The organism is Pseudomonas sp. DSV-1, assembly GCF_035830915.1.
Taxonomy (GTDB): domain Bacteria; phylum Pseudomonadota; class Gammaproteobacteria; order Pseudomonadales; family Pseudomonadaceae; genus Aquipseudomonas.
Map to the genome: position 1 here is coordinate 796,434 of NZ_JAYMYG010000001.1, position 12,642 is coordinate 809,075.

The 12,642-nt window shown below is 56.2% G+C and carries 13 protein-coding genes; 12 read left to right on the forward strand and 1 reads right to left on the reverse strand.

Going from position 1 to position 12,642, the window contains the following annotated elements; translation table 11 throughout:
• Positions 1-52 precede the first annotated feature (52 nt).
• The 12 genes from VSQ83_RS03775 to VSQ83_RS03830 all read left to right on the forward strand — a co-directional run bounded on the left by VSQ83_RS03775 (position 53) and on the right by VSQ83_RS03830 (position 11,662).
• Positions 53-562 carry a disulfide bond formation protein B gene (locus tag VSQ83_RS03775; protein WP_046808694.1) on the forward strand — a complete coding sequence of 170 codons (510 nt, stop codon included), beginning with the start codon at positions 53-55 and terminating at the stop codon, positions 560-562.
• Between the two features lie 616 nt (positions 563-1,178).
• Positions 1,179-1,373, forward strand: coding sequence for a hypothetical protein (locus VSQ83_RS03780; RefSeq protein WP_019823758.1), 195 nt, complete (start codon positions 1,179-1,181; stop codon positions 1,371-1,373).
• Positions 1,370-2,308 carry a ubiquinol oxidase subunit II gene (cyoA, locus tag VSQ83_RS03785; RefSeq protein WP_133078937.1) on the forward strand — a complete coding sequence of 313 codons (939 nt, stop codon included), beginning with the start codon at positions 1,370-1,372 and terminating at the stop codon, positions 2,306-2,308. Before VSQ83_RS03780 ends, cyoA begins: the two co-directional genes overlap by 4 nt.
• A 3-nt stretch (positions 2,309-2,311) precedes the next feature.
• Complete coding sequence (cyoB, locus tag VSQ83_RS03790; RefSeq protein WP_133078938.1) at positions 2,312-4,336, forward strand: cytochrome o ubiquinol oxidase subunit I; 2,025 nt, start codon at positions 2,312-2,314, stop codon at positions 4,334-4,336.
• Positions 4,337-4,339: 3 nt separating this feature from the next.
• Complete coding sequence (locus VSQ83_RS03795; protein WP_037031938.1) at positions 4,340-4,963, forward strand: cytochrome o ubiquinol oxidase subunit III; 624 nt, start codon at positions 4,340-4,342, stop codon at positions 4,961-4,963.
• Entirely contained in the window at positions 4,963-5,289 is a 327-nt protein-coding gene (gene cyoD, locus VSQ83_RS03800; RefSeq protein WP_016779556.1) for a cytochrome o ubiquinol oxidase subunit IV, read from the forward strand. Before VSQ83_RS03795 ends, cyoD begins: the two co-directional genes overlap by 1 nt.
• Before the next feature lie 11 nt (positions 5,290-5,300).
• Positions 5,301-6,188, forward strand: coding sequence for a heme o synthase (gene cyoE / locus VSQ83_RS03805; RefSeq protein WP_133078939.1), 888 nt, complete (start codon positions 5,301-5,303; stop codon positions 6,186-6,188).
• A gap of 285 nt (positions 6,189-6,473) precedes the next feature.
• On the forward strand, positions 6,474-6,926 hold the full coding sequence (locus VSQ83_RS03810) for a hypothetical protein (protein ID WP_326425338.1): 453 nt from the start codon (positions 6,474-6,476) through the stop codon (positions 6,924-6,926).
• 133 nt (positions 6,927-7,059) lie between these two features.
• Complete coding sequence (locus VSQ83_RS03815; RefSeq protein ID WP_219260897.1) at positions 7,060-7,764, forward strand: ABC transporter ATP-binding protein; 705 nt, start codon at positions 7,060-7,062, stop codon at positions 7,762-7,764.
• On the forward strand, positions 7,752-8,957 hold the full coding sequence (locus VSQ83_RS03820) for an ABC transporter permease (RefSeq protein WP_326425341.1): 1,206 nt from the start codon (positions 7,752-7,754) through the stop codon (positions 8,955-8,957). Before VSQ83_RS03815 ends, VSQ83_RS03820 begins: the two co-directional genes overlap by 13 nt.
• A gap of 10 nt (positions 8,958-8,967) precedes the next feature.
• The gene (locus VSQ83_RS03825) at positions 8,968-10,413 is read left to right on the forward strand and encodes a TolC family protein (protein ID WP_442800246.1); all 1,446 of its coding nucleotides are present in this window, start codon (positions 8,968-8,970) and stop codon (positions 10,411-10,413) included.
• Entirely contained in the window at positions 10,400-11,662 is a 1,263-nt protein-coding gene (locus VSQ83_RS03830; protein ID WP_326425345.1) for an efflux RND transporter periplasmic adaptor subunit, read from the forward strand. Before VSQ83_RS03825 ends, VSQ83_RS03830 begins: the two co-directional genes overlap by 14 nt.
• 53 nt (positions 11,663-11,715) lie before the next feature.
• Here VSQ83_RS03830 and VSQ83_RS03835 read toward each other — a convergent pair whose 3' ends face one another.
• Complete coding sequence (locus VSQ83_RS03835; protein WP_326425347.1) at positions 11,716-12,525, reverse strand: hypothetical protein; 810 nt, start codon at positions 12,523-12,525, stop codon at positions 11,716-11,718.
• Positions 12,526-12,642 lie beyond the last annotated feature (117 nt).

The following is a 12,642-nucleotide window of genomic DNA, read 5'->3' on the forward strand; positions in this document are numbered from 1 at the left end:
GGTCTGGGTGTAAACTGCGCGGCTTACACACAATCAGGCTAAGGGACGCGGGATGACGAATGACATGTTGCAACTGGGCCGGGAGAAGCGCTTCCTGGTTCTGCTCGGGCTGATTTGCCTGGCGCTGATCGGCGGCGCCCTCTATATGCAGATCGTGCTCGGCGAGGCGCCTTGCCCGCTGTGTATCCTGCAGCGCTATGCCCTGCTGCTGATCGCGATCTTTGCCTTTATCGGCGCCGCGATGCCTACCCGGCGCAGCCTTACGGTGCTGGAAGTGCTGGTGGTGTTGAGCGCCATTGGTGGAATCGCCGCTGCCGGACGTCACGTCTACATCCTGGCCAACCCGGCAGTCAGCTGCGGTCTTGACGCGCTGCAGCCGATTGTCGATGGCTTGCCGCTGGCGGCGATCTTCCCGCTGGGGTTTCAGGTGGACGGCTTTTGCTCAACCCCTTACCCCCCAGTGCTCGGCCTGTCGCTGGCGCAGTGGGCACTTGTGGCCTTTGTGATGACTGCCGTGTTGGTGCCTCTGGGCATTTACCGCAACCGTCAAAAAGCCAGCTAAGCAAAGCGTTAAATTTGGCATGAGGCGCCTCGTTCTTCCTCTGGATGTGCGGGGCGTTTTTTTGTCCGCGCACAAATGTAAAGAGGGTGTTATCCGGGGGGCGAAAATGGGTGCGCAGCACTGCGACATATTGTCACGGAGAGTTTGTCGCAGGGCGTGTCTTCGTCTGACAGACGGTCTTTTAAACGTATGACTTCGTGTAACGGCTCTGAGGCGTTTTGACGCTGATGACGGGGTTGAAAAGTACGTGGCGAGACTCAACGCAAATCGGCTGTAGCCCTTTTTATTTGGGCGTTCAGGAGGGGTAGGGGGGTGGTTGTCGTGCGCTAAAAAGGGGCGTTGAAATCGAGGGGTAATGGCGTGCTACAGCCGCGAGTAAGGGGGGTGTCAAAGCGCGGGGCGTAATAATAGGTAGGGATTGTTACCGGTGCCGAGATGAATTATTTCCGGATGAGACATGGTTTATAGAGAGCTACCTAACTACAATCGCCCGCACTGAACGTCCAGCCTGCTCATCCCTGAGCCAAAGCGGGAAGTTGAAGGCCGACTGGGTTGTTCAATACAGGCGTCCCATGCGACTCCCAGGTACTGGCAACCCTTCTAAGTTCCGCACCAAATGGAATTGGTCGACAAGGCCATTGACCACGTATCGAATAAGAAATCACTGCTAACCCGGAATTTGCCCGTTCGCCTGATGGTGATAGAGCAGGCTTTTATTCAATTCCGGAAAAGAGCCAACCCTTGGCAGGGCGAAGTGTTGGCGAAAAAAACCAACTGCATTGTGCAAGCTGTTTTAGAGGTCGTGAGATGACTAAAAAAAGGTACCCCAGACTCCTTGGCTTTTTGCCACTTTTCGGCATGTTGCTGCTGGGAGGTTGCAAATGGACACTACTGGATCCGGTGGGGCAGGTCGGGGTCGAAGAACGTAATCTGATCATCACTGCAACATTGCTGATGCTTCTGGTCGTAGTGCCGGTCATCATTATGACCCTGGTTTTCGCATGGAAATACCGTGCGTCGAACACCAGCGCTACCTACACACCGAAGTGGTCGCACTCCACCAAGATCGAAGTTGTGATCTGGACCGTGCCGATTTTGATCATCATCGCCCTGGGCGTGATCACCTACAAATCGACCCACGCGCTGGACCCGTATCGTCCGCTCGAATCTGACGTCAAGCCGATTACCATCGAAGTGGTGGCAATGGACTGGAAGTGGATGTTCATCTACCCGGAACAGGGTATCGCCACCGTCAACAAGATCGTGTTCCCGGCCAATACCCCGGTCAATTTCCGTATCACCTCTGACACGGTCATGAACTCGTTCTTCATTCCGGGCCTGGGCGGTCAGATCTACGCCATGGCCGGTATGACGACCAAGTTGCATCTGATTGCCAACCGCAACGCTGAAATGGAAGGCATCTCTGCCAACTACAGCGGCGCTGGTTTCACCGGCATGAAATTCAAAGCGATCGCGACTACTCAGGCTGACTTTGATGCCTGGGTCAGTGAAGTCAAAGCATCACCTAAACAGCTTGACCAAGCTGAATACGAAGCCTTGAGCAAACCAAGCCAGAACAACCCGGTTGAGCTGTTCTCCTCGTACACACCGAACCTGTTTCAGAAAATCGTCGACAAGTACGAAGGTATGACGCCAGGCAAGCCGGTCAAGCACGAGAAGAAAGAAGTAGCCGTGATCGATGGCGTGGACACAAGTTCGCATTCAGCTGCCGGGGCAGAGGAGTAAACGATGTTTGGTAAATTAAGTTGGGAAGCGGTCCCGTTCCACGAGCCGATTGTCATGGTCACCATTGCCATGATCGCGCTCGGTGGTCTGGCGCTGTTTGCGGGAATCACCTACTTCAAGAAGTGGACTTACCTGTGGACCGAATGGCTAACGTCAGTCGACCACAAGAAAATCGGCGTGATGTACATCATCGTTGCCATGATCATGCTGCTGCGCGGCTTTGCCGATGCCGTCATGATGCGTACCCAGCTGGCCATGGCCACCGAGGGTTCACCTGGCTACCTGCCACCTGAACACTATGACCAGATCTTCACCGCTCACGGTGTGATCATGATCATCTTCATGGCGATGCCATTCTTCACCGGCCTGATGAACCTTGCAGTGCCGCTGCAGATCGGCGCCCGTGACGTGGCCTACCCGTTCCTGAACTCCCTGAGCTTCTGGCTGCTGGTGTCCGGCGTTGTACTGATCAACCTGTCCCTGGGCGTCGGCGAATTCGCCAAGACCGGCTGGGTTGCTTATCCGCCGCTGTCGGGCTTGCAGTACAGCCCTGGCGTGGGGATGGACTACTACATCTGGGCACTCCAGCTATCGGGGCTAGGTACGACGTTAACCGGGGTTAACTTCCTGGCGACCGTACTGAAAATGCGTGCTCCTGGCATGAAGCTGATGGACATGCCGATCTTCACCTGGACCTGCACCTGGGCAAACGTTCTGATCGTGGCTTCGTTCCCGATCCTGACCGCTACCCTGGCGCTGCTGACACTTGACCGCTACATGGATTTCCACATTTTCACCAATGAACTTGGTGGCAATCCAATGATGTACGTCAACCTGTTCTGGGCGTGGGGTCACCCTGAGGTATACATCCTCATTCTGCCGGCGTTCGGTATCTTCTCCGAAGTTATCTCCACGTTCACCGGCAAGCGTCTGTTCGGTCACCACTCGATGGTCTACGCCTCCGGCGCGATCTCGGTACTGGGCTTCATGGTTTGGCTGCACCACTTCTTCACCATGGGTTCGGGTGCAAGCGTCAACGCCTTCTTCGGTCTGGCGACGATGCTGATTTCGATCCCGACAGGGGTCAAGCTATTCAACTGGCTGTTCACCATCTACCAGGGCCGTCTGCGCTTCACCAGCCAGGTTCTGTGGACCCTGGGCTTTATGGTGACCTTCGCTATCGGCGGCATGACCGGCGTACTGCTGGCCATCCCGGGTGCTGACTTCGTACTGCACAACAGCCTGTTCGTAATTGCTCACTTCCATAACGTGATCATCGGCGGCGCGGTATTCGGTTACATCGCAGGCTTCAGCTTCTACTTCCCTAAAGCGTTCGGCTTCAAACTGAACGAGAAGTGGGGCAAGGCAGCGTTCTGGTTCTGGTGCGTCGGCTTCTTCGTAGCCTTCATGCCGCTCTACGCGCTGGGCTTCATGGGCATGACCCGTCGTCTGAACGCCAGCACCAACCCTGAGTGGGTGCCTTACCTGTACGTTGCCCTGTTCGGCGCAGCACTGATTGCTATCGGTATTGCCTGCCAGCTGATCCAGCTGTACGTCAGCGTGCGTGACCGCAAGCTGCCAGAGAACGCCTGCGAGCACGGCGATCCGTGGAATGGCCACACCCTGGAATGGTCGACTTCGTCGCCACCTCCGTTCTACAACTTCGCTGTAGTGCCACGAGTCGACACCATCGACGCGTTCACCGAAGCCAAGGAAAACGGTACTGCGTACAAGGCCCCGGCCAAGTACTCGCCGATCCACATGCCTAACAACACCGCAACCGGTGTGTACATGGGTGCTTTGCTGACCGTGTTCGGTTTCGCAATGATCTGGCACATCTGGTGGTTGGCTATCGTGGGTCTGGTCGGCACTGTCGTGGTCTTCGTTGCCCACGCTGCCCGTGATGACCAAGGCTACATGGTGCCGGTTGAGACCATCGAGCGTATCGAGGCTGAGCAGCACAAGCGTCTGGTAGCCGCAAAAGCAATCCCGGCTTCCCGTGTTGAAACCAAGTTGGAACAGGCTTAAACCATGTCGAACTTAGCGACCACTGCTGGACACGCTCATGGTCACGACCATGAGCACGAGGAACACCACGACGCGGGCGAGACAACCATATTTGGTTTCTGGCTCTACCTGATGACCGACTGCATTTTGTTCGCGTCGATCTTCGCGGTATATGCAGTTCTGGTTAACAACGTAGCGGGTGGCCCGTCGGGCCACGACATCTTCGAGCTGCCATACGTACTGGGTGAAACCGCCCTGTTGCTGTTCAGCTCGATCACCTACGGCTTCGCCATGCTGGCGTTGTTCAAGGGCAAAAAGCAGCAAGTGCTGTTCTGGCTGGGCATGACCTTCCTGCTCGGTGCAGGCTTCATCGCCATGGAAATCAACGAGTTCCACCTGTTGATCTCCGAAGGCTACGGCCCTAGCCGTTCGGGCTTCCTGTCCGGGTTCTTCACCCTGGTAGGTACCCACGGTCTGCACGTGACCAGCGGTCTGATCTGGATGGCGATCATGATGTATCAGGTGCAGAAAAATGGCCTGACTTCGACCAACAAGACCCGTCTGAGCTGCCTGAGCCTGTTCTGGCACTTCCTGGACGTGGTCTGGATCTGCGTATTCACCGTTGTTTACCTGATGGGGACTTTGTAATGGCTAACGCACATTCCGACGGCGCCAATCATGGCAGCGTGAAGTCCTATGCAATCGGCTTCATCCTGTCGGTGATCCTGACCGTTATTCCGTTTGGGCTGGTGATGTATCCATCGCTGCCAAAATTCACCACGCTGGCGATCGTACTGTTGTTCGCCGTGGTGCAAGTAGTTGTTCACCTGGTGTACTTCCTGCACCTGGACCGTTCGCCTGCTCAACGCAACAACGTCACGGCGCTGGTATTCGCGGCCCTGGTTATTGTGCTGCTGGTGGGCTTGTCCCTGTGGATCATGTTCAGCATCCACACTGAAATGATGGCGAAGTGAGGTAAGACCCGATGTCCTTTAAGCACTTTATCCAAATCACCAAACCGGGGATCATTTTCGGTAACGTGCTTTCTGTGGCAGGCGGGTTTTTCCTGGCCTCGAAGGGGCATTTCGATCTTGCCCTCTTCCTGGCCGCGGTAATCGGCACCTCCCTGGTGGTAGCGTCCGGTTGTGTGTTCAACAACTGCATCGACCGCGACATTGACATCAAGATGGACCGCACCAAGAACCGCGTACTGGTCCAGGGTCTGATCTCCCTCAAGGTGGCACTGGTGTACGCCACCTTGCTGGGGGTCGCCGGCCTTGCCCTGCTGTATCGCGTAGCCAACCCGCTGGCGGCTCTGTTCGCAGCGATCGGCTTTGTGATCTACGTCGGTTTGTACAGCCTGTACTTCAAGCGCAAGTCGGTTCACGGCACGCTGATTGGCAGTCTGTCGGGTGCGATGCCACCGGTTATCGGCTACGTCGCAGTGAGCAACAGCTTCGACATGGCCGCACTGACCCTGCTGGTGATGTTCAGCCTGTGGCAGATGCCGCATTCCTACGCCATTGCGATCTTCCGCTTCAACGATTACCTGGCTGCATCGATTCCGGTGTTGCCAGTGAAGCGCGGGATCAAAGTTGCCAAGAAGCACATCCTGCTCTACATCCTCGCGTTCCTGATCGCGACCCTGATGCTCACCCTCGGCGGATACGCCGGCATGAGCTACATGGCCGTGGCTGCTGCGATGGGCATGTACTGGCTGTACATGGCGTGGACGGGCTACAAGGCCGTCGACGACAAGGTCTGGGCACGCAAGCTGTTCGTGTTCTCGATCTTCACCATTACCGCACTGAGCGTCATGATGTCCCTGGATTTCAAAGCGCCCGCCGAGTTGCTGCTGACTTACGCGCACTAAGATAGCCAGACTGAAAAACCCCCGCCTTCGAGAGGAGCGCGGGGGTTTTTTTATGCGTGCAAATGATCTGCGTGAAATTCGTTGTGGTGGCTATGCAGTTTCTGAGTGAGGTGTTTAATAATAGTCGGTAGCAAGTAGTTTGCTGTGTTATGCGCTAATTAGGAATAATCCTACTTCGCCAAGTAATTTATCCTGTGTTTTGTAATGTCAGCGGCATGTATTAATTGCGGCGCTTAGATTTACTGATAAGCCAAATTTAGATATTTACTTATGAGGGTGAGCGTCATGTTTAAACTTCCAGTGCGGATTGGCTTGATTGCATTGTCTGTGATGAGTTTTTCTGCAGTTGCAGCTCCGTTAAAAGAGATCCCCTTTCAATTGTCCTGCAAGCCTTCCTCAGGCAAGTTTCTGGGCGAAGTGAGAGGTCATTACTACATGGGCGCTGGTGGGCCTGAAAGTATTTATGCAATGGACTACAAGATCACAAAGCTCAATGGTCAGAGTGGCGGTAATAAAGCCAATTTGAAAATGGGGCATAGCAAGGTGCCCATGCTGGGTTGGGAAAATCAAATCAAATCCAACGATGACTTGAAGCAGGACGGTCAGTGGCATCAGTTGTCCAAGATTTTGGCCAAATACTTTAATGGTCGGGACAACATAGAAGTCGGGTTCGAGTTTGTATTCGACAAATCCGGTGCGGACCCTAGCTGTAATGTGTACAAGGTTTTGAATCCTTAAGTATCTGGACTTACACCTGCACACAGGCATTGCAGTGTAATGCCTGTGTGCTTTTAGTTCTGTGCGCAGACCGGGTGTGTTTTACGGTTGCCTGTGTGGATGAACAGATGAAAGTTATCGGTGAGGGCTATTTATGGGGGTGATACTCAACCCTTGCATCTCTTTAAAAGGCATCGGTAAAAGTTATGTTCATGATGGGCAACCAAGTCGCGTTATAAGTGGCATTGATTTCAGTGTCGATGTTGGAGATGCCTGTGCCGTCGTCGGGGCATCCGGGTCCGGTAAAAGTACGTTGTTGAATATTATCGGCCTGCTGGATTTTGCCGATGAGGGTGAATACCTGTTTATGGGACGCCCGGTCACACAAGCACAGAGTGACGAACTGGCAAGCCTTCGGAAGATGAACATTGGTTTTATCTTTCAGAACTTCAATCTGATCCCCCGTTTGAACGTGATCGAAAATGTAGCCTTGGCGCTTCGATATCGCTGGTTCGACCGCGCACGCTCTTTGGAGCAGGCGATGGTGATGTTGCAACGCGTCGGGATGGCGCATCGTGCTTGCTACAAGCCTGCAGATTTGTCCGGAGGGCAAAAGCAGCGCGTGGCGATTGCCCGGGCCCTGGTAGGGCAACCCACCTTGATCTTGGCCGATGAGCCAACCGGCAGCCTGGATGGCCAGACGGCCAGCGAAATTCTTGAACTGCTGTTGTCGATCCAGAAAGAACAGGGCGTCACGTTATTGATCGTCACCCATGACCCCTTGGTTGCGCGCCTCATGCGCCGACAAGTCAGGGTACACAGCGGCCGGGTTGAAGAGGTTGGCCAGTGCGACCTTTGATCTCCTTGATCGCCCCCTCACTGGTTAACGCGGCCGGGGACGCAATTGACAGCTTTCGTACTCTGGGCAAGCGCTCGACGCTGGCGTTGCTGGGCATCGTCATAGGCAGTGCTTCGATTATCGCGGTCATCAATATTGGGCATAACGCCCGGGAGGATGTGGCCAAGGTCTTCCATGACATGGGCGTCGATACAATGGCGGTCAGATTGCAAGTCAAACAGGGGGGGCAAGCCTCACCTTTGTCCATTGAGGCTGAAACCATCAAGGGGCTGGGATTTGAGGGGCTGCTGATCGCCCCCACCGCCATGTCTGTTGCCCAGGCCGGATTCAATCGTCAGAGCAGCGATATCCGCCTTGTCGGCACCGAACCTGTTCTGCTTGACGTGATGAAGCTGTCGTTGGCGCACGGACGCTTTTTGCACCCCTTTGATCAGGACGAGAATGTGGTGGTACTCGGCCATGAAGTCGCGGCATCACTGAGCCGCAGTGGGGCCATGATCCAGACCGGTGACTGGCTCAAGATCAACCACTATCTGTTCAAGGTGATCGGGGTGCTGCAACCGCGAACCGAATCACTGATCAGCCCGGTCTACGCCAACCTGTCGGTATTTGTGCCCCTGCAGGGCATGGCTCGTGTGTCGGGTAACGCGAGGATCGATGACCTGGTTGTTCGCTTCCCCCTCTACAACACGAGTGAACGCGTAGCGTCGAGGTTGCGCGAAGTATTGGCCCGTGCCTTCAAGTCCCGCACCGTTGAGGTGGTGACTCCGCTGCAAATGATCGAGGGCATGAACCGGCAAACCCGTACTTTCCATAGCCTCTTGCTGGCCTTGGGCGTTATCACCCTGGTCGGTGGCGGTGTGGCGGTGATGAATGTCATGTACATGAATGTTTCTGAACGCCGTACGGAGATCGGGCTGCGCCTGGCCATTGGCGCCCGCCGCCAGGACATCCGCAATCTGTTTCTGATCGAAGCCGTGACGCTCAGTTTTTTTGGGGCTGTGCTGGGTGCAGGCCTGGGCATGGCGCTGGCTTACCTCTATGCCCGATTCTCGGATTGGGCGTTTACCCTGGCCGTGAACGCTATCCCTTTGGGGATCACCAGTACTGTTCTGGTGGGCGTGTTCTTTGGTTTGAAACCTGCCATCACGGCTTCTCGCCTGACCCCGGTGGAGGCCCTGCGTGAATATTAAAACAGCGGTGATGCTAGGTGCTGCATGTGCGATTTCCATTCCGTCATCGCTGACGCTTGCACAGGCAGGCGTCCCGCACAGTGAGGCGCAAGGCGCAGTCTTGAAGAGCCAGCATTCAATCGATCTGTCCTTGGCCGAAGCCGTCGCGCTGGGGCTGCGGCGCAACTACAGCATCCGCAGCCTCAAGCTCCAGCGCGTGCGGGAAAAGTTTGAGTTGCGGGTGGTGGACAACATGTTCAACCCCAAACTCAAGCTCACGGGGACTTATACGTTTGCGAGGGGCAGCAGCGATCGTAGCCGCGCTTCGGACCTTACGCCTTCGGTGAGTGTGCAGGGGGAGTACGGGACCAGTCTGGATCTGAGCTGGAACCAGCAACTCAATGCCACGAAGAACTCAGGTGATCTGAGCCGTGAGGGCCTGGGGCTGACATTGACCCAGCCGTTGCTAAGGGGGGCAGGCAAAGAGGTCACGACGGCGCCCCTGCGCCTGGCCAAATTGACCGAGCAAGTCAACCAGCTGAATGTGCAGGCGAGTGTGTCGCAAACCATTTACGAGATCATCGCGGCCTATCGCACGCTGATGAAATCCCAAAACCAGGTGACCCTTGCCACGGAGGCACTCAAACGGGCCGTAGCATTACTTGAGGTCAACCAGTTGCTGATCGTTGCAGGGCGAGTGGCGCAATTTGACGTGATTCAGATCGAGGCGGATATCGCGACCCAGGAATTGGCCGTAGAAGAGGCGAAAAATCAGCTGCAGGCCAGTCGATTGCAACTGCTCAAGTTGCTGGCCCTCGACCTGGCGACCCCCGTGCTGGCCAGTGACACTCTGCACGTGACCCCGCTTGAGATTGACCAGGGGACAGCGTTGCAGATGGCGCAGGCCAAGCAGCCGCAATACCTGGCAACATTGCTACAAAGCGAGCAGGCGGCCATCAACCTGTTGGTCGCGCAAGACCGCGCTCGGTGGGATGTATCGTGGGTGGCGGGGGTCAATCAGCAGCGGGACCAGCACAGCATCAATGGCTCCAGTCGGGCGTGGGACAGTTACACCGGTCTGAAACTGGAGATCCCCATTGGCGACATGAGCATCCGACAAGGCCAGGTCAACGCCCGGAGCATGCTGGAGCAACAGCAGTTGCTCCAGGAAGAGGCGCGCATTGATTTGCAGCGCCAGATCACCGATGCGGTTCGCGGCCTGAACACCCTGTGGCGTCAGCTTGGAATTTCGCAGCGGGTCATGGATCTGTCCAGGCGCAAGCTGGCCATCGAGCACGACAAGCTGAACGCCGGCCGATCCAGCAACTTTCAAATCATCAGTTTTGAAGCCGACCTGCGTGCGGCTGAAGATGCCGATTTGAGTGCGCAGATTTCATATCTGGACGCCCGAGCCCAGCTTGATCTGCTGCTGGGTGTCATGCTGGAAAACTGGGAGATTTCACTTGAGCGTTTTTGATCCCGTCAAGGCCATGACCGCTCGCAGTAAATGTCTGGCCGCAGGAGGGCTGGTGCTGGCCTTGGTGTTGCTGACAGGCCTGCCCCGTACGCCGGACGAAGCGGTTGACTGGGTGGCTGTGCGCAGCCAGAAACTGGAACATGAAATCGGCCTGGTCGGCAAAATCGAGCCGCTTGAGACCGTCATTGTCAGTGCGCCTTTTGAGGGGGTTGTGTCCGCCAATGACTTGAGCCCGGGCATGCCGGTAGAAAAGGGCCAGGCTTTGCTCGCGCTCGATACGGCCCTTCTTGAAATCAAGGTCAGGGACGCCTTGGCCAGCAAGTTGAAAGCGCAGCAGGTAGTTGAAACCTATCGCACCTGGGCAACGGGCCAGGAAGCGATGCAAGCACGGCAGATGCTCAGGCTGGCAGAACTGTCCATGCAGACTCTTGACCTTGAGTTATCTCAGGTCGAAGCGTTGTATCAAAAAGGTATTGTTGCGCGTAACGAACTCGATGCCTTGAAGCAGCAACGCCAGTTGCAATCCCTGGAACTGGCGTCTACACGGGCGCAGCTCAAGTATGTGCTGGCTTCGGGCAAGAGAGAGGCCCGCACCATTGCCGAGATGGAATATCAGAATGCATCAATCGTTCACCAACAGCTCAGTGCCTTGCTGGAGCACAAGACGCTTGCGGCTCCGTTTTCGGGGGTTGTGTTGTCAATGGGGGGGCCGCAGCCGGCAGGAGGGGAAGTGAGCGCGCTGCATAAGGGCGTGCTTGTTGCCAAGGGCCAGCAACTGATGAAACTGGCTGATATGGGTGGGCTCAAGGTTGTCGCTCAGGTTTCGGAGGCAGACGTGAACACGTTCTCCCTGAAGCAGAAGGTCGCTTTGTCCGCAGGAGGCTTTTCGGGGCTTCAGCTAAGCGGTCAGGTGAGTGCTATCAGTCAGATCGCCACACCGGATGAAAGTGTCGAGAGTGCGGCGACATTCCCGATCACCATCACCGTGAATGCCCCCGAGAACGGGGACTTCAAGAACGTCCGGTTGGGCATGAGTGTCCACATGACCATCGTGACATACCGCAACGAGAACAGTTTCATCATCCCCCACGCAGCCGTGGAACAGGCCGGTGATGCCATGTTCGTGGAGCACCGTGAAAACCTGGGCGCGCCAGTGGTGCGGCGGGAGGTCACGATTGGCCAATCCACTGCCCAGGGGGTTGAGGTGTTCGGGCTGAACTCCGGGTTTGTGAGTGTGAGAAGCCTGTGAGAACACAGCGCTTCACACGGCCCCTTTTGGGAGCGGGCTTGCTCGCGATGGCATCACTCGGAATCTGACGTCGCAGGGGGCTTGAGTCCGGCTTTCCAGGGCGAGTACTCGATTCTATGGAATGCGCTGCCTATCCCTCTGGCGTTCGCTTCAAAGCCCGGCATGGTGCTCAGGTTCATTTGCTTGCAGCGCTGGACCAGGCTGGCAAGCAAGGTATCGTCCTGCTTGAACTCAGCGGGACGCAGGGCATGGGGATCCAGACTGGCCGCACATTCAAGCACCTTGCCTGTGCTGTCGCTCATCATCATGAGCGTGGCGACACCGATGCTGTCGATGGGCAGCGGGGCAAGCAAGTGCTTGAACAGAAAGTTATTTTGCGCCTTGTCCAGCAACGCTGCCGCACGTTGTTCGCGGTCTTCGGCACTGAGCCCGGTGAGGGGATAAACCGCGACCGGAGCGACGACTTTAGCCGTCCTGGTCCTGGTACTGATCAGTGATGAAGGCAACTCGGGGAACACCGCGGTCCAGCAGATTGACACCAGATCGGTCGCCAGTGTGCGGTTGTAGGGGTAGATCCGGTTATCCAGTTTCGTGTTGGGTTGAGTGTCGCAACCGATGATGCGGTTCTTGTCGTCAACGGTCATTACCAGGTTGAAGCTGCCATTGCGGCCCTGGGCGTTAGCCAGATCAGCCTCTCGGGCAAGCACCTTGCTGATCAGCTTTTCATAAACCCCGCGTTGCAGGGCCTGCTCCTTTTCCTGGGCTGGGGTGAGCCTGGACGGTTTGTCCGGGGTGCGGGTGCTGGATTGGCAGCCGGCCACCAGCAGGGCGGCAAGGACGAGGGGGAATGAGGGTTTTAACATGACGATCCTTGTGCGAGAGGCAGGCCGGGTAGAGTCCTTGCCGACTTTTAAACGGCGGGCAGTTTATCGCATTCAAGGAGCTTGTTGCAGTTGTGTTTTATTCGCGTTAGAGGCAAG

Bases quoted from the DNA above. Each gene is read 5' to 3' on its own strand.
- VSQ83_RS03775 (WP_046808694.1), top strand. From the start codon at position 53: ATGACGAATGACATGTTGCAACTGGGCCGGGAGAAGCGCTTCCTGGTT.
- VSQ83_RS03810 (WP_326425338.1), top strand. From the start codon at position 6,474: ATGTTTAAACTTCCAGTGCGGATTGGCTTGATTGCATTGTCTGTGATG.
- VSQ83_RS03825 (WP_442800246.1), top strand. From the start codon at position 8,968: ATGCTAGGTGCTGCATGTGCGATTTCCATTCCGTCATCGCTGACGCTT.
- cyoB (WP_133078938.1), top strand. From the start codon at position 2,312: ATGTTTGGTAAATTAAGTTGGGAAGCGGTCCCGTTCCACGAGCCGATT.
- VSQ83_RS03815 (WP_219260897.1), top strand. From the start codon at position 7,060: ATGGGGGTGATACTCAACCCTTGCATCTCTTTAAAAGGCATCGGTAAA.
- cyoD (WP_016779556.1), top strand. From the start codon at position 4,963: ATGGCTAACGCACATTCCGACGGCGCCAATCATGGCAGCGTGAAGTCC.
- VSQ83_RS03795 (WP_037031938.1), top strand. From the start codon at position 4,340: ATGTCGAACTTAGCGACCACTGCTGGACACGCTCATGGTCACGACCAT.
- VSQ83_RS03835 (WP_326425347.1), bottom strand. From the start codon at position 12,525: ATGTTAAAACCCTCATTCCCCCTCGTCCTTGCCGCCCTGCTGGTGGCC.
- cyoE (WP_133078939.1), top strand. From the start codon at position 5,301: ATGTCCTTTAAGCACTTTATCCAAATCACCAAACCGGGGATCATTTTC.
- VSQ83_RS03780 (WP_019823758.1), top strand. From the start codon at position 1,179: ATGGAATTGGTCGACAAGGCCATTGACCACGTATCGAATAAGAAATCA.
- cyoA (WP_133078937.1), top strand. From the start codon at position 1,370: ATGACTAAAAAAAGGTACCCCAGACTCCTTGGCTTTTTGCCACTTTTC.